At 43.2% G+C, this 17,230-nt stretch carries 9 protein-coding genes and 1 pseudogene; 5 read left to right on the plus strand and 5 right to left on the minus strand.

Going from position 1 to position 17,230, the window contains the following annotated elements:
- On the minus strand, nucleotides 1-765 hold a 765-nt coding region (locus F6K52_RS16730; RefSeq protein ID WP_293079542.1), incomplete at its 3' end, for a polyketide synthase.
- A 1-nt stretch (nucleotide 766) separates the two neighbouring features.
- The gene (locus tag F6K52_RS16735; RefSeq protein ID WP_364418115.1) at nucleotides 767-4,615 is read right to left on the minus strand and encodes an AMP-binding protein; all 3,849 of its coding nucleotides are present in this window, start codon (nucleotides 4,613-4,615) and stop codon (nucleotides 767-769) included.
- A gap of 1,691 nt (nucleotides 4,616-6,306) precedes the next feature.
- On the opposite strand from F6K52_RS16735, the gene F6K52_RS16740 reads away from it, so the two are divergent.
- Entirely contained in the window at nucleotides 6,307-7,458 is a 1,152-nt protein-coding gene (locus F6K52_RS16740) for a tetratricopeptide repeat protein (protein ID WP_293079565.1), read from the plus strand.
- A 200-nt stretch (nucleotides 7,459-7,658) separates the two neighbouring features.
- Here F6K52_RS16740 and F6K52_RS16745 read toward each other — a convergent pair whose 3' ends face one another.
- Entirely contained in the window at nucleotides 7,659-7,814 is a 156-nt protein-coding gene (locus F6K52_RS16745) for a hypothetical protein (RefSeq protein WP_293079547.1), read from the minus strand.
- Nucleotides 7,815-8,009: 195 nt separating this feature from the next.
- On the opposite strand from F6K52_RS16745, the gene F6K52_RS16750 reads away from it, so the two are divergent.
- Nucleotides 8,010-9,305, plus strand: coding sequence for an AAA-like domain-containing protein (locus F6K52_RS16750; protein WP_293079550.1), 1,296 nt, complete (start codon nucleotides 8,010-8,012; stop codon nucleotides 9,303-9,305).
- The gene (locus F6K52_RS16755; RefSeq protein ID WP_293079553.1) at nucleotides 9,254-11,938 is read left to right on the plus strand and encodes an AAA-like domain-containing protein; all 2,685 of its coding nucleotides are present in this window, start codon (nucleotides 9,254-9,256) and stop codon (nucleotides 11,936-11,938) included. The genes F6K52_RS16750 and F6K52_RS16755 overlap by 52 nt, the downstream gene beginning before the upstream one ends.
- Nucleotides 11,939-12,302: 364 nt before the next feature.
- Here F6K52_RS16755 and F6K52_RS16760 read toward each other — a convergent pair whose 3' ends face one another.
- The gene (locus F6K52_RS16760; protein ID WP_293079556.1) at nucleotides 12,303-12,743 is read right to left on the minus strand and encodes an FHA domain-containing protein; all 441 of its coding nucleotides are present in this window, start codon (nucleotides 12,741-12,743) and stop codon (nucleotides 12,303-12,305) included.
- A 281-nt stretch (nucleotides 12,744-13,024) separates the two neighbouring features.
- Nucleotides 13,025-15,424, minus strand: a complete 2,400-nt coding sequence (locus tag F6K52_RS16765; protein WP_293079559.1) for a heavy metal translocating P-type ATPase — start codon at nucleotides 15,422-15,424, stop codon at nucleotides 13,025-13,027.
- A 439-nt stretch (nucleotides 15,425-15,863) separates the two neighbouring features.
- On the opposite strand from F6K52_RS16765, the gene F6K52_RS16770 reads away from it, so the two are divergent.
- Together F6K52_RS16770 and F6K52_RS16775 are read left to right on the plus strand one after the other, a co-directional pair.
- Nucleotides 15,864-16,379 carry a methyltransferase domain-containing protein gene (locus tag F6K52_RS16770; RefSeq protein WP_293079562.1) on the plus strand — a complete coding sequence of 172 codons (516 nt, stop codon included), beginning with the start codon at nucleotides 15,864-15,866 and terminating at the stop codon, nucleotides 16,377-16,379.
- 57 nt (nucleotides 16,380-16,436) lie between these two features.
- Nucleotides 16,437-17,230: pseudogene (locus F6K52_RS16775) on the plus strand (IS200/IS605 family accessory protein TnpB-related protein); the annotation flags it as partial.

The following is a 17,230-nucleotide window of genomic DNA, read 5'->3' on the forward strand; positions in this document are numbered from 1 at the left end:
TAAAGCTTTGAGTTTACAGAAACCAATTGTTGCTTCTGGGGCAAGCATTAGGTTAACTCCACCAGCTAAAGCTAGATTACACTCTCTATAACGTAAACTCTGACAAGCCAGGTGAACCGATAAAAGCGAGGAAGAACAACTTGCATCTAAAAAGAAAGTCGGACCATTGAAACCAAAAATATATGCTAAACGTCCTGCAGCAATACTGCGAGTATTGCCCAAACTGCTGTAGGCATCGATCCTGGTTGGATCTCCAGAGTTAACGCTAAAGCGGGAATAATCCTCAAAGCAGATCCCCATAAATGCTCCGCTTTGGCTACCTTGAAGTTGATCCGGTGCTAACCCTGCATGTTCTAATGCTTCCCAACTCACTTCTAACAGCAACCGTTGCTGAGGGTCCATAGCAGTAGCTTCTCGGGGAGAAATCCCAAAAAATTGTGGTTCGAACTGATCAACCTTCTCCAGAAAACCTCCATAGCGAGTATACATTTTGCCGGGAACATCTGGATCTGGGTGATAGTAATCTTTTATATCCCATCGCTCCCCAGGAATTTCAGTAATGCTATCAACTCCATTTTTCAAAAGTTGCCAAAAGCTTTCTGGATCTTTCACCCCCCCTGGAAACCGACAACCCATACCAACAATAGCAATCGGTTCACTCTTTTGCCGTTGTAGTTCTTCTAATTGAGTGCGTGCTTGTTTAAGAGCAAAGATTAACCGTTTTGAGGAAGCCAGGGACTCATTTTCTTGCTTAATATGCTTCATATTAATTTCCTATCAATAAGTTTTCCAGAGCCACTAATTCTTCAGCAATAGATGTCTCAATTTTATTTTCCAGAGGTTTTTCCAACTCTAAGGTAGTAGTCTTGGCCTCCTCCTGGCCAGAAGGTGAAGTTTCTAAATCATCCTCCTTTGTTGACATTTTACTAGCCAAGTATTTAGCCAATGATTCTATAGTGGAAAAATTCCAGATACTAGTTGCGTCTAAGGAAGTTGGTAGCCAATCTTCTAAGGCTTCTACTAACTCTAATGCCAACACGGAATCCATGCCATAATCGGCAAAAGATGTCTGGCGATTAATAGTTTCTATCTGAATCCCTGGTTGTTTGGCCAACCAGTTTTCTATCCAACTTCCAATCTGATCATAAGTATAAACTTCCTGATTATCTAAAGGCTGATAATTTTTCGGTTCTACAGCAACCTTTGTTGTATCCTGGTAGTGATTCAATTCTACATCTAAATTTTTATTTGATTTCACTGTAGATGTTTGACGCAGAAATTCATCCAGTTTATGGTCTTCTCCAGGCATAGTTTGTTCTATATCCCCAATTTTTTCGGCGTAATCCTCTATGCGAGCGGTGATATGATCAGCGTCAGATGCCACAATTTCTGCTGGTGTTCCCATCAGTACAAGCTGGAGTTTTTGCTCGAACTGTAATTCAGCCCAAGTGGCAGCAATCTGCAAAGGTTCAGAACTTAACTGTTTCAAATTTCGTTTCACGGCTGCCAATAAAATAGCCCAAGTTGCTACTTCACCTGTACAAACATAAGCCCATCGTAAAGCGGTATGATCTTCGCCAAATCGGCTCTTATTCCTTAAGCGATCGCTAATTTCTGCTGTAGCATTTTTCAGACGTTTAGCCACTTCGGGAACTTCCAATGTCTTAGATAAGAATTGGTAAAGCTCTTCTGGTTTCTGAATCACGCGAGACCCCAAGAACATATTGAGAGTTTCCGTCGGACCTTCAAAAATGCGAAAAACCCTGGCATCACGGTAGATTTGAGGGGCAATGTTTGTTTCAATATAGCCGCGACCGCCCAGTAACTGAACCAGGTTGTCAGCAGCCTGCCAGAAAAACTCAGGCCCCGATGTCTTGCAAGCCGTGTAGACTTCTTCAGGAATAGAATATCCCCTATCCAATAACTCGGCAGTCGTGAAAACTAAATTTTCTAAGACAGTAATAGCGGCTGTCAGATCGCTCAAACGAACTAATGTAACTGGATTATCGAGTAAACGACCTGTGGAGATCGAACGACGCTCACCATAGCGAAGCATCAACTGAGCGCAGCGTTTCATACCACCAATGCATCCAGCAGCCAGACCCAATCTACCGTGCATCATGGCATCTTGAGCTACTTTCATCCCAGCACCTGCTTCTCCCAAAAGTTGCTCTGGAGTTACCAATACTCCATCGAGAAATATGGCATTTTGAACCATACCCCGCATTCCCATAGTCAGGGCTTCGGGACCAATTCGCAAGCCTTTTGTTCTCTGGGGCACTACGAAACCACTAATTCCCATCGGTTTACCATGGGGATCGAGCTGCTGGACAAAAATATTGATAACACTAGACCATGCAGCCGAACCACTCCAAATTTTAGAACCTTCCAATAACCAACCACCATTAGGATTCGGTATTGCTCGTGCGGATATGGCTCGGGGATTGGAACCTGCCCCCGGTTCTGTTAAGGCGTAGGCTGCTATTTCTCGACCTGTAGCTAGGTTGGGAAGTAATTGCTCTTTTTGAGCTAGGGAGGCATATTTAATAATCGGACGAACCCCAAGGACGTTATGATTGCCCACAAACAATGTTAGGGTTTGATCTATGGCTCCCAACTGCTCAATAATCCTTAAGGTATCAACATTGTTCAGACCTATTCCGCCATACTTAAAAGGTACTTGTAGGCCGAAAAAACCACGGTTTCCAAAATCGAGAACAATATGAGGTGGAATGCAACGTCTTTCATCAATTAAGCGAGAGTTAATGCGAAATGATGCATAGTCACGCAACCATTCTAGCAGTTCATCGGCACGGGATTGGCTGGCTGTATCTTTGCTAGTTAATACCTTGTGTCCATTGTTTTGAGTTGGCCTAAAGCTAGTAGTTTTTTCAGTCAAAGATTCAAAAGATTCATCTGGTCGCTGCTCACTAGTTATTGATTCCACTAACTCGTTTTCAATCCACTCACCCACCAAATTTAGTTGCTTATGTAGCCAGTACTGCCGACAAACATGACGCTGATTTTTTCCACTGGAAGTCTTAGGAATACTGCCAGTCTTAAGTAGTGATACTCCATAAACCTTCAACTCATGCTGCATCCAGATTCCATGACGAACGGCAGATACTACCTCCTCTGTGTTCAGCTCCCGTAGGTAAGTTCGTTCCACCTCACCAGCAATAACTAAGCGTTCCTCTCCATCCCTCTCCACAGAAAAGGCAGCACACCCATGACTTCGTAAAGCAGGATGGCTGTTTTCAACAGTTAATTCAATATCTTGGGGATAATGATTGCGACCTCTAATGATAATTAGATCCTTTAGTCTTCCTGTAACAAACAGTTCCCCCTTACTAAAAAATCCTAAGTCCCCTGTACGTAAAAAAGGGCCTTCCCCAGAATCCTTTAGATACGCTTGAAAAGCTGATTGTGTTGCTTGGTCGCAATTCCAATACCCAGAAGTTACACTGCCACCCCTAACCCAAATTTCTCCCACTTGTCCTGGTTCACTCGGAGTTAACGACTCTGGGTTAACGATAATTACTGTTGTGTCCAGGTTAGGACGACCAACACCCACAAAGCTTCGACTTTCATCCGAGGAAATTTTAGTCTCTACTACCGAATTTTGCTCAAGTTCTCCTGCCAATACCCCCTGAATCACCGGCGATTGATTCTTTTGACCACCCGTAGCCAACAGGGTAGTCTCCGCCATGCCATAGCAAGGATAAAAGGCTCTGTAGTTAAAACCACAGTTCGCAAATTTTTGACCAAATTGCTTCAGAGTTTCTGCCCGTACTGGTTCGGCTCCACTGTAAGCTACATCCCAGCTGCTCAAGTCAAGATTAGCTAATTGTTCTGGTTGAACTTTTTTCAGACATAAATCATAAGCAAAATTTGGTCCGCCACTGGTAGTCGCCCTATAGTTAGAAATCGCCTTTAACCAACGAATCGGCTTCTGCAGAAATGCCACTGGGGGCATCAGAATACAGGGAATTCCCAGATACATTGGCTGCAGGACATTACCAATCAATCCCATATCATGGAACAAAGGCAACCAACCTACAACAATACTCTGTTCGCTATGATCAAATGCCTGATGGATCATCTGCTGGTTATGGATGATATTGCCATGAGTCACCATCACCCCTTTGGGTTTTCCCGTGGAACCGGAAGTATATTGCAAAAAAGCTAAACTCGACCCTGTCACTGATAATGGTGCAAACTCTTGACTATCAGCAACAATGGTATCGGTAGCTATCAACTTCAACTGAGCTAACTCCCCATCACTTGCCCACCTTTGCTCAAGGTCAGCCAGTATCGATGTGGTGGTCAGTGCAATACACGCTTGGGCATCATTAACAATAGAGAGCAACCGAGACAATTTTTGATTACGCCTGGGAGGATAAACCGGAACCGCCACAACCCCGGCATATAAGCAGCCCATAAAAGCGCTAATGAACTCTAATCCAGAAGGGTATAACAATAAAGCCCGTTCTCCTGGCATTGATTGGAGATGAGATGCGATCGCTCTTGCTTGTCTATCTAATTGCCCATAGGTCAGACTCCCTGATTGAGTTTCTCCGTTTTTAAGAAAGATATAAGCAAGCTGATTAGGCATAGTACGCGCTCTGTCGCCTAATAAATCAACTAAACTCGAGAATTTCAACTCCCCATTGGGGAAATCATTTACACAAGTCGCCACTATGCTCCTCCCTTGCTCAGCAATTCAAAAAACTCAGATCCCAAAAATTAACAAATAAAGTTGTAAGTCCACAGTCAAGCCCATAAATCCAAATTCTCTTGCTAGAGAAAAATTTTGGACTTTCTTCTGGTGCGCCCTTCCTAGCGCTCCCAAGAAAGGAGGCGATCACACCGGTATTGATCGTCAGTTTAGGATTTTGTGATTTTTTTGCTATTTCGTTCTTGATGCAAAGCGCTAGTGGTAGTTTCCTCCATGAGCGACTGCATCAAAACAATTAGAAAGCTCAACTATTCCCGCTCTTTGTGCGCGTTCACGCTTAGCTTTGAAAAAGCGCGGAGTCTTACTGTTGCAACGAAAGCGCGGGGTTCCAACGCTGCAATTTAAGCTTATTAAATAAATCTTGGCTGCTGGTTAGGCTTTTGTCTAGAGAATAACCAAGGTAAAAATCTACATATAGATTGCTATATAGTACTGGATAATCAGTTTTATGCCAATAATATCTTACAATTAACTTGACAAGTTTGGAAAATGAGTATATCATTGTTGCTAACTATACAGTATTTTATGATTTGCCCAATTTGATCACAATTTGGGCTATTTTTTGGTTTAACGTTTAAAACACTCAATACTTATGGCTTATTAGCTGATGGTACTACTACCTTCCTTACTAATAAGCGTGATAAGTAAGTCATTTTGGGTTTAAAGCAAGAGCTCCCTTTACTATTCTATAGTAATATAACACGACTTGGCAAGTTAATCAACCAATCCATACTTAAGTGTTTAGGGTAGGGGTGCAGGGGGAATCCAGGGTAAGCGCATATAAAATTGTATCAAAATTAACAGTTAAAAATTAAACAATAGTGTCAAAAATCTATAATTCCCCTGTTGATTCGAAGAGCAGGGCCACTTATTATCAATAATTATTGGCTGTGTTATCCTTGGTCGATTTGAGAGTACTTTACATTCTGGTTTCGTACGGAAATCCTCCTTTGATTCTTGTTTAAAGTCAGCGGAAAGTTTGTTGAATTTGAAAAAAAAACTGCTTTTAGGATGGGATTTATTCGAATTTCACAAACAAAAAGATGTTATTTTTTATAAATAAAATGCGTTTGCAATGGTTTTAAAGGGGGCATAAAACCATTTTTAATTTGTCAGATACGCCAACAAGTTACTAAAAATTATTCATGAATTAATTATCTCATATTTGGTGCTCAACTTAACCCGATTTTAAACCATAATATTTTGACTTACTTGTCAATCTAATTTGAGATGCGTTTGCCCTGATCTGTTTATTTTATTAGTTTACGTCTCGGAAACTGACAATAGATTTCTTTTGTCAGTCCTAAATCTTGGTAGCAGGAACAAACTTCGTCCCGGAAGCAGTCAAACTAGTGCAGGGGGGCAGAAATAATACCAATTTTTGAAAGTAGGACTACAGATGCATATGGCAAAATGTCAGTTTAAACCTAAAATCGCTACCCTAACTTGTAGTAACCTTCTTTTGTTTCCTTATGGCTACCTTGCGCTTACATTTTCTCGGACCCAAACTAAGCAAGTGGATAGTTATAGCATTATCCGCTGCTATACTCCCCTTATGTTTTGCTAGTGTGACCTTGTCCCAATCAAGTGATAATGATAATCCGAATCCATTGGAACTGACTGCTCCTGATCCCCTCCTGCCTTCCTTATCCCCAGAGGAACCTCTCAACCCTTCCGAACGTTCTAGACTCAAGCAAGCGTTGGATGAACTGAATGCTGAAGCTGAAGCTGAATTCAACGCTGGTAATCAATCGAAAGCCTTTGACATCTGGTATCGGGAAATCCGGCTGCGGCGAGTGCTAGGGGATCCCGTGGCAGAAGTGCAAACTTTGGGCACAGTAGGAGGAGTTGCCTGGAATGAAAACAATAAGCAGTCAGTGCAACTAATTACGGCACGGTTGGAAGAGATTCAGCAGGAAAATGAAGCAGAAGACTCGATCAATCTGCCATTGTTAAAAGCTTTGGGTAAGGCTTATGAACAGATCCGAGTGCCAGGACAAGCGTTGACAGTCTATGACCAAATTCTCGCTGATGCTCGCAACCAGGACGATATGGCAACGGTTGAGGCTACCTTAAAGACCATGGGTGAATTGCACATGGCTTGGTTTGATTATCCCAAAGCAGCAGAAACCTATGAGGAATTACTGGCTCAAGCATTAAATCAAGCTCAGAATCAACGCGAACGCATAAATGAAGAAGTGGCTTATTTACAACAGCTAGCTTATATCTACGACCAAGACCAACAACCAGACCAGGCATTGCCCAAAAAGCAGCAATTAGTGGACATTTACCTCAGTCAAGGCAATGATACCCAGATTCCAGCCCTGAAAATTGCGATCGCATCTGACTACAACAGCCTCAATCAACCAGAAAAAGCTAGTCAAACCTATCAAGAAGCCTATTCCTTAGCCTGGTCTCTACAGCAGTTTGCCCATGCTAGCGAGGCACTACAACCTCTAGCAGAACTTTACCTTACCTCTAAGCAGCCAGAGTTTGCCTTGCAAGTTTATGAGGTTTTGCTTCAAGTTGAACAACAGTCCTACAATTACTATGGCTTGATGAATACTTACGACAAAATTGGTCAAGTTTATCTGGATATGAACAACTATCCTCAAGCCTTAGCAGCATTTCAAAAGGGGCTAGACTTAGCTGAGTCATTACAGCATCGAGAAGCTTATTTTGTCAATAAAATTCAGTTAGTGAATCGCCAAAATTTGTAGTATGATTTTAGGTTGATAGTTGTTAAACTAACGACTATAGTACAGGGAATCGGGAATCGGGAATCGGGACTTTTGGATGAAGTAGTTATCGATTCAATTGGTATATTTATACCAATGCTGTAAATTACGACTACAGATAAATTTCATATCCCTATCTCCCCATTTCCCTATCTCCGTATCTCTGAAGCTAAACAACCGCCTCACTCCTCATCGTTATCTGAATCATCAGAGTCGATTAACAAATACAACAATGCACAAATAGCAGCAGCAATACCTAACAATGGAGATTCAGTAGAGAGGGTTAGAACTAGTAACACAATTTCCAGAAGGGTTTGGAAGCTTTCGAGATTGTTCATGAAAATTGTTTCAGGTGAACTACAACTTCATCAAACTCTGAGGCTAAAGCAGTTCAGACCTTGGAAGCTATTGAGATCAGGTGACTTATAGCCAACTTATAATTGATTGCCGACTTGTACCTGAGTTGTACCTGAGTTGGGCTGAGTGACTATAAAAGATAGTTATAGTTTGAGTAGTTCATCGAACCGACAACTATGTCTCGCTCACTCAGAGTTCATCCAGAGTCTATTGACCAGGTTAAATTAGCTCTTAAGCGCAACGGTTATCCTCGCCAGAAAGACTTAGCTGAGGAATTGGAGATATCTCTATCAACCCTCAATAATTATCTCAATGGCAGACCTGTCGATAACCTGAATTTTCAAGAAATTAGTGAAAAATTGGGGCAAGACTGGAAAGCGATCGCTTTTCTAGATCAACAAAGCACACCCAGCAATAGCAACGTTAATCCAGATCCGTGGACACCGGATTTAGATCAGGACGAAGCTATCCCTGACGTTGACTATTATGTTGAACGTCCTCCTATTGAAAGCACTTGTTATCAAACACTTTTACGTCCCGGTGCCTTGGTGAGAATTAAAGCACCAAGTCTAATGGGGAAGACCTTACTGATAGCTAGAGTGCTGAAAAAGTTGGTTGCCCAGCAGGGCTATCAAACTGTTTATATTAACCTGCACCTGGCTAACCACGCTGACCTTGGCAATCTTAATTCATTACTCAAGTGGTTTAGCTTCTGTGTCAGTGAAAGTTTAGGATTAGCTAATCGATTAGCTGATTACTGGTACGAAGGATTATCGACTAGTAAAATGGCTTGTACCAACTACTTTGAACGGTATTTGCTAAGGCAGGTTAATAGGCCAGTGGTCCTATGTTTGGATGAGGTTGACCGAGTTTTTACTCACCGTGATGTGGCATCGGACTTTTTAGGAATGCTAAGGGCTTGGCATGAGAAAGCCAAGATGGGTAAACGTTTAGAACGGCTCCGATTAGTGGTAGTTCATTCCACAGAAGTTTATATTCCCCTTAACCTTAACGAATCCCCGTTTAATGTTGGTGTTCCGATTGAGTTACCGGAATTGACCCAAGAGCAAATTATTGAATTAGCGCAACAATACCAACTTGATTGTACAGCATCTGAGGTTGAGCAATTGCAGGGGTTAGTAGGCGGACATCCCTATTTAATTGGCGAATGCTTTAACCATCTCAAATTTAATGGTACTGGTTCCCTAGAGAAGGTATTAAACAATGCTGCCACCGAAGCTGGAATTTATCGCAACCATCTACGACACCTCTGGCAGATGCTACAGCAACACCAAGCTTTGGCTGATGCTTTTAAAGATGTGATTGAGGCCAGTTGTCCGATTCCCTTAGAATCCCGATCAGCTTACAAACTACACAGTATGGGATTAGTTCATTTACAAGCACATCAGGTAACTCTCCGTTGTCAGTTATATCGGGAGTATTTTCAAGCACGATTCCAGGAGACCCCATGATGGAAACCCAGACTATGCAAATCTATCAAGTAGGCGGCGCATTACCCCTTAATGCTAGCAGTTATGTCAAACGTCAGGCCGATGAAGAGTTGTATCAATACCTAAAAGCAGGGGAATTTTGTTATGTGTTAAATTCCCGTCAGATGGGTAAGTCTTCCCTGAAAGTTCAAACAGTAAAACGGTTGCAACAAGAAGACATTGTTTGTGCTTCTATTGATATTACCATGCTGGGGTCGCAACAGATTCCCCCACGGGAATGGTATGGCGGTTTGATTAGTGGGTTGGTGTCTGAGTTAGAACTCTACGACAGGTTTGATGAATACCATTGGCTTCAACAGCACCAAAAGATTTCTCCGGTGCAGTGCTTTGGTAAGTTTATCAAAGAGGTATTGTTTGAATATATTGCTCAACCAATTGTTATTTTTATTGATGAAATCGATAGCGTTCTGCAATTAAGCTTCAAAGATGACTTCTTTGCCCTAGTTCGAGCCTGTTACAACAAACGGGCAGAAAATTCTGCCTATAATCGCCTTAGTTTTGTGCTGTTGGGGGTGGCGACACCGGGGGATTTAATTGAAGATAAAAACCGAACCCCGTTTAATATCGGACGGGCTCTGGAATTACATGGCTTTCAACCCCATGAAGTTGAGCCGTTAGTTAGGGGATTGGCGGGACAGGTCAGCAACCCCCAGGCTATTATCGAGGAAATCTTAGACTGGACAGGAGGACAGCCGTTTCTTACCCAAAAGCTGTGTCAGTTGGTGGTTAGTTCTGCCTCGGTTTTCGATCCCTTAAAAAAAGGGGAGAAGGAATGGATTGAGAAATTGGTGCGATCACATGTCATCTCGAACTGGGAAGCTACCGATGAGCCAGAGCATTTGAAGACCATACGCGATCGCATCTTGAGTAATGAGCAACGGTCTGCCTACTTGTTGGAATTGTATCAGCAAGTGTGGCAGCAGGGGGAAGTTGTTGCCAATAACAGTTTTGAGGAAGGTAAGTTACAGTTATCTGGATTAGTAGTCAAGCAGAGAGTTGGAGCTTTTCCAGTTCTTAAAGTCTATAACCGTATTTACCATCAAGTCTTTAATCAAGACTGGATTGAACAAGAATTAGCTGCATTACGTCCCTATTCGGAAGGGTTTAGGGCTTGGGTGGCATCGGGATGTCAGGATGAATCGCTGTTGTTGGGAGGGAAAGCTCTAAAGGATGCTCAGGGTTGGGCAAAGGGGAAGAATTTAAGTTATTTGGATCAGCAGTTTTTGGCGGCCAGTGAAAAGAGAAGGATTGAAGAGCAAATAGCTCACAAGAAGCGAGATGCGGAATTAGGAAGAGAGAGGAAGGATAGGGAAGCAGCAGAGAGTAGAAATCAGGTACTAACTGAGGCGAATAGGAAGGCTCAATGGGGGATTCAGATCGGCGCTGTGGTAATTACTGTAGCTGTGTTGGGAGCAATTGTTTCAGTGGTAGTGGCAGGCAAACAAGTGATAAGAGTAGAGCAAGCTAAAGCTGCTCAGAAAATAATCAAAGAAGATATCGAAACCATTAATAGGCTCTCTGAACTTGCTGCAGAACTCCAAAACAAGGGGCTGTCTTCTGAAGCACAAGAGGCATGGTTTCAAGTCAGTAAGTCTACACTAATCCGAGAAGACAAGCGCAATATCAAGCAAGCCATGCTGTTAGCTTCGATTTCTTTAGCAAATCAGCAAATTAGTCAGAAGTATCAAGAATTTGAACAGGATAGTAAAGCAACCGAATGGCGGAATGAGGCTAGGCAAAGGATTAAACAGATAAAGGAAAAAAATCTATTACCCTCACAACCAAATCTAGATATCCCTGAAGAATGGGCAATTCAGGTTCATGTCAAAAGAGTAGAAGGGAGCTTGTTGAGAACAGAAGGGAAGATAGAGGAAGCCTTAAAAGCTTACAAGGAAGCCTTTGATATACTTGATACTGCTTGGCAAAAGTTTCCGAACGTTGATATCGATACAGAAATTCCTATACCTAGCTTTATTCCTCAAGAACAGTTCATTTTATCAACAAATGCCGTAGAAAATTTTCATCGAGAATACATTGAGTTACTATCTGAAAACGGTCAAGACTATCAAATTATCAAAGACTCTCTGTTGAATCACTTCCTAGCTGAACTTCACTTCTTTATGAAGTCGGGAAACTGGAAAGATGCTGACCTAAAAAATGTTCGTATCATGCTTTACATCGCTGAGCGAGAAAAAGAAGGTTGGCTCAATATCGAACATATTGAACAGTGCTCCTGCGAAAATCTAGGTACTCTTAATACCCTTTGGGTCAAACACTCAGATGGAAAGTTTGGCTTCAGTGTACAAAAGCAGATCTTGGACACAATTATTGCTGAGCGTGGCTTACCCGAGGGAGAGTATGATGATTTGCATAGGGATGTATGGGTAGAGTGGTGGAAAAAAGTAGACTGGTGGATAGATGAAAAAAGATTCAACCCGGCAATTTTCAATAAAAACAAAGCGGAGGAAGGTCACTTACCCTTGGCACCGTGGAACACCAAGGAAAATCGTACTGTGCCTTTCCGGACAGACCCCCCAGTGACGGATTGGCGCAAGTCTTTTCTGAGTAATCTATTCTCCCGTTGCGACTGGTAGACTATAATATGTAAGCGTTCTAGCCTTATGGAAAAATTCCTTCAGCAAGTGCTAACTAAAAATGATAACTATAGCGCTTGGTGACGCGCTATAGCTTTTTTATGGGCGATGCTGTGGTGATGCGCATTTTTTTGATCGATTTTGTTATAAAAAAAATACAGCGTTTTTCATCACTATAAGGTACATATATTTTTAACCTGTTCCCTGTTCCCTGTTCCCTGTTCCCTGTTCCCTGTTCCCTAAAAACCAATAATTTGTACCTCACCCAATTGCCAACTGCTGTAATTAATAACTGATAGCTAACCGCTCAAACTATAACCTTAAAAATTATAATTTTAAGGTTATCTTGGCGGTAATTTATTTCCTAATTATCCCATTCTTCCGGGTCATCAATCATGCCGGGATTAATTAGGGTAATATCATACTCATCGACTTGATCTACTGGATCAGTTGGGGTATTCTCTCGCTTGAGTAGATAATATTTAGCACTTACTTTAGGGGCAAAAATTACCTCATCTTCATCTTCGAGATCATGGGCTTGAAGCTTACGACCATTGATTAAAATGCCATTGGCACTAGTCTTACCTTTGAGGTTACCATCAAAAATTCGGTAGTAGGGACTGCCATCAGACCGTTTACGCCTCACTAAGGTCGCATGTCGGCGAGAAACAAACTTTGAAAACAGGCGGATATCAGACTCTGGATCTCTACCGATAGAATATACCTCTTCTTCCAAAGGAATCTGCTTGCTTCCTTTGTCATCCTCAATAATCAGTAAATGGTTGTGGTCAGATTGTGTAGCCATGAATCGCTCGTGATCAAAAGGGTAATTGGTTGAGAACAATACTCTTATTTACTTACATTGGCACAGGTCTCAACCAGCTTGCGACTGACTTAAGGACTGATTTACTTAGAAAACTCTCCTGAGTGCTGAGCATTAACTGATTATCCCTTGAATCAATAAAAGTAAACTACCAGAGGCCAAGCTTACCCTAAGGTGGTTCTTTCCAACTACCAAAAGAAGTATAGCCTTGTGAAACCTTGCTGCTGTGGATGGTTTACTATAGGTATTCAAGCGGACTTGCACTAATTCCGTAAACGGGTTAGCAAAAGTGAGTTTGTGACAACACTAACTGAGCTGAAAGCCATTAAGGCACCAGCAGCAGCAGGAGAAAGTACCATGCCAAATCCTGGTAGTAGCCCACCAGCGGCCATGGGAATACCCAATACATTGTAACCGAATGCCCAAAACAGATTCTGGCGGATTTTGTTGAAGGTGGCTCGTGATAGGTCTATGGACTTGACCACATCGAGCAAGTTATTTCTGATCAGAATAATTCCTGCTGTTTCCGCTGCCACATCGGTTCCCCCATGCAATGCAATCCCAACATCAGCTTGTGCTAGAGCTGGACTGTCATTAATGCCATCTCCCACCATAGCGACACAGTGTCCCTGGTCTTGGAGGTTTGCGATCGCATTAGCTTTGCCATCGGGAAGCACCCCAGCAATAACATCCTTTGGCTCTATTGACAAAGTTTTGGCCACAGCAGCCGCCACTTCCGGTCTGTCACCAGTTAGCATCATCACCCGCAATCCTAGGTCTTTAAGGTGTTCTACTGTTTCTTTAGCTTCCAATCTCGGAAGATCATTTACACCAATTAATCCAGCTAGTAGCCCATCAACAGCTACGTAAACTACTGTTTTACCCCCATCTGCCAAAGCCTTGACTTCAGCTTGAGCAGTATCACTAATCGTAATACCCTGCTTACTCAACCAGTCTGCACTGCCAAGCACTACCCGTTGCTTTTCTACTAAAGCTGATACTCCCAATCCTGGTTCTGTGTAAAAATCTTGAGCCCCTAACATCGGTAACTGTTGCTGTTGAGCTTCAGTAACAATGGCGCTACCTAAGGGATGGGATGTGCCACTTTCTGCTGCTGCTGCCAGTTGCAGCAATTGACTAGTAGAAGATAGAGCAATGTTTTTCGTACCAATCCCGCTCTGTTGGTCATTCTCTGTCTCAGGTTGAATCAGCAGGCAATCGGTAACTGTGGGTTCACTAAACGTTAGGGTACCGGTTTTGTCAAAAACCACAGTATCCAGCCGATGCACCTGTTCTAAAATGTCACCGCCTTTGATTAATAAGCCCCGCTTTGCCCCCAGGCTGGTACCCACTAGAATGGCGGTAGGTGTGGCTAGACCCAAGGCACAGGGACAAGCAACCACTAAAACTGCGATCGCTAACTTCAAACTCAACAGTAATGGAGAAGCCGCCATGGTTGACCAGACCTCCGGCCAGATTCTAGTCCCAGCCACGTACCAAAATAGGAAGGTTAAAAATGCGATCGCCATCACCCCATAGGTAAAATACCCTGCTACCAAATCCGCTAACTGCTGTACTGGCGCTTTCCGAGTTTGGGCTTCCTCCACTAGTGCTACAATTTGTGCCAAAGTAGTTTCTCTACCAGTACGGGTTGCCTTTACCACCAGCACTCCTGATTTATTCAACGTACCACCAGTAACCATGTCCCCTGGTTGCTTAAATACTGGTAGCGATTCCCCCGTCAGCATCGACTCATCAATCGATGAGAGTCCCGTCATCACTTCCCCATCGACAGGAACTTTTTCCCCAGGTAATATCCTTAAGCATTCTCCTACCCGGACTTGCTCCACAGGAATTTCGATCCCCGCTTGATCAGCCTCTTTACTGTCTAATGTTCCAATCAACCGGGCTACCTGAGGCTGTAGGGATAGCAAAGACTCAAAATCAGCAGTAGCTTGATATCGTGCCCCTTGTTCTAAGGTCCGACCTAAAAGAATAAAACCCAGCAACATCACTGGCTCATCAAAGAAACATTCCCATCCCAGGTTAGGGAATAGTAAGGCCACACAGCTAGTGGTGTAAGCCGTCACCGCCCCCAGTCCGATCAACGTATTCATATTGGGAGCACCGTGCCACAAACCGCGCCCACCCTCGACTATAATAGAGCGTCCAGGTAATAATAGCGCTAGAGTTGCCAGTCCCCAATGGAACCACAAAGTACTCAATACTGGCAGCATTGGTCCATGGAACCAATGACCGATATGTCCTACTGTAGAGAAGACAATCAGTACAGCAGCAATCACTAGTTGCTGGCGGTATGCTCTAGCTTCTTGCTCATGTCTCTGGGCTGGTGTTAACCTATCCTGGCTCTTAGTTCCCTGTTCAGTTTCAGGTAAACGGGGTTGACTAGGAAACCCTTTTGATGTCAGCAGCTCAGCTAGGACAGTTGGTTCCACCTCAGCAGCTTGATACTCTACCACAGCTACCCCAGTTACCAGATTCACACAGGCTTTCGATACTCCAGGGTTACTGCTCAGTTGCCGTTCCACTACACCAACACAACCAGCACATTTCATGCCAGTTACATCTAATGTGATCGTTTCTACAGGCAAAGCTGGTTGGGTTAAGGTAGTCTTGGCGGAAGTTGGGATAGATTTTGGCATAGATTTAGTGAACAGCTTTAGTAATAGTGGCAATCCCTTGAGGATTAATAGCAATACATGCCTCTAAGTTCTAGCTTAGGCTAACAGCTACTCAACTAGGCTACAGTTAATGTTATTAGCTGTAATGGAGCTTTCCAAAATTAATTGACACTGCCAAGTCGCACTAACAATGGATTTTCAGACTTGACCCAAGGGCTAACGCTCCCCGCAAACGCTGGATTTTTTAGAAATCTGTTCGCGTAGCGTGGCCGTTCGCGTAGCGTGGCCTAAAGGCCAAAAGGCCAGGGAATATGAAGTAAATATGAAGTAAATATGAAGTAAATATGAAGTAAATATGAAGTATTTCAAGGAAGTTCCCTTTATGATTTTACTCTCATGAAGGGAACTTCCTTGAAAATCTAGTAAGTCTGACTTGTAAGTCTCAACTTAGACAAACAAAATGACACAAAAATATACAGAAGCCGACACAGAAGCGTTTTACGATCACGAAGACAGCATGTATCGTAGCTTCTGGGATTCTGAAGGCAGTTTACACTGGGGTTATTTTGAAAACTTAGCCGACGCTCGTGCTCAAGACTTTCTCCCAGCTTGCCACCGTTGGAATGAATATATGCTCGCCTGCAGTGGGCTTACTACTGAATCTCGGGTACTGGATATCGGTTGCGGCAACGGCAACACCGCTATCTGGCTAGCCCACCAGACAGGATGTGAAGTTGTCGGCATTGACATCAGTACAGTCCGCGTTGACAATTGCCTTGGCATTAGCTCAGGAGTATCCCTCCCTACGCCTGTCCTTTCAGAAAGCATCAGTATACTCAATCGAGTAGAGAACATCTTTGAACAGGACGTGAGACGCATTCCCCCACCTGGCTATCGCCACGCTACGCGAACGTTCAGGTGGGGGTTAGTCCACGCCAATAGTAATTACTACAAACCTGGAACACTGATTGTTTAATTGTCGTCCAATCTTTTAAAAGCTAAGATATTAAGTGTAGGAAAGTTTATTAGACCAGTGAAAACGCCGACCAAAGTCATACGAACTGACAAATGGCAGCTTAATGTGACTTCCGTTCAAAGGACATTGTTCAGGGAGACGATTAAAGTGTATCGCCAAGCTTGTCGGTATTTGGTCGGAATTATTTATACTCATTGGTCTGAGTTGGGGTGTTTAACAGCTGATCAGCTAACCCCTGCCGTTGAGAGGCTGATGCATAAAACAGCCAAACGTCCTAACATCAAATACGCGCAATTTAACAAATCTTTTTACAAATTCCCTAGCTATTACCGTCGTGCTGCGATCTCCTTTGCTGCTGGTCAGGTTAGTAGTTATGTAACCCGCTACCGCGAATGGCAGTCGGGTACAAGAAAAAGGAGGGATAGCAAGCCACCAAAACTAAACGCTGATACTGGCTGTTATCCTGCCTTGTACAAAGGCCAATGCTATAAACTACATGGTTTTGATCAAGCCGAAATCAAGGTTTTTGACGGTTCAGACTGGGTTTGGACTACTGTTCAAATTGCTGGTCTGAGGGAAAGGCACGCCTGTGCCAGTAACAAGATGATGTCCCCTTCGTTGATTTTCAATGAAAGGGCTTGTCATTTATCGGTTCCGTTTACTTGTAAGCCAGAAAAACGGAAACCAGAATCCAATGTGACTGCGGTAGATCTGGGAATTAACACTGCCGCAACAATAGCAGTTGTGACCCATAGCGGCACTGTAATCCACAGGGAGTTTATACATCCTGGGAGAGACATAGACCGTCGGGACAAACGACTAAAATCCGTATCTATGCGGGCGTCTAAGAA

This window comes from Moorena sp. SIO3H5 (assembly GCF_010692395.1).
Lineage (GTDB): Bacteria > Cyanobacteriota > Cyanobacteriia > Cyanobacteriales > Coleofasciculaceae > Moorena.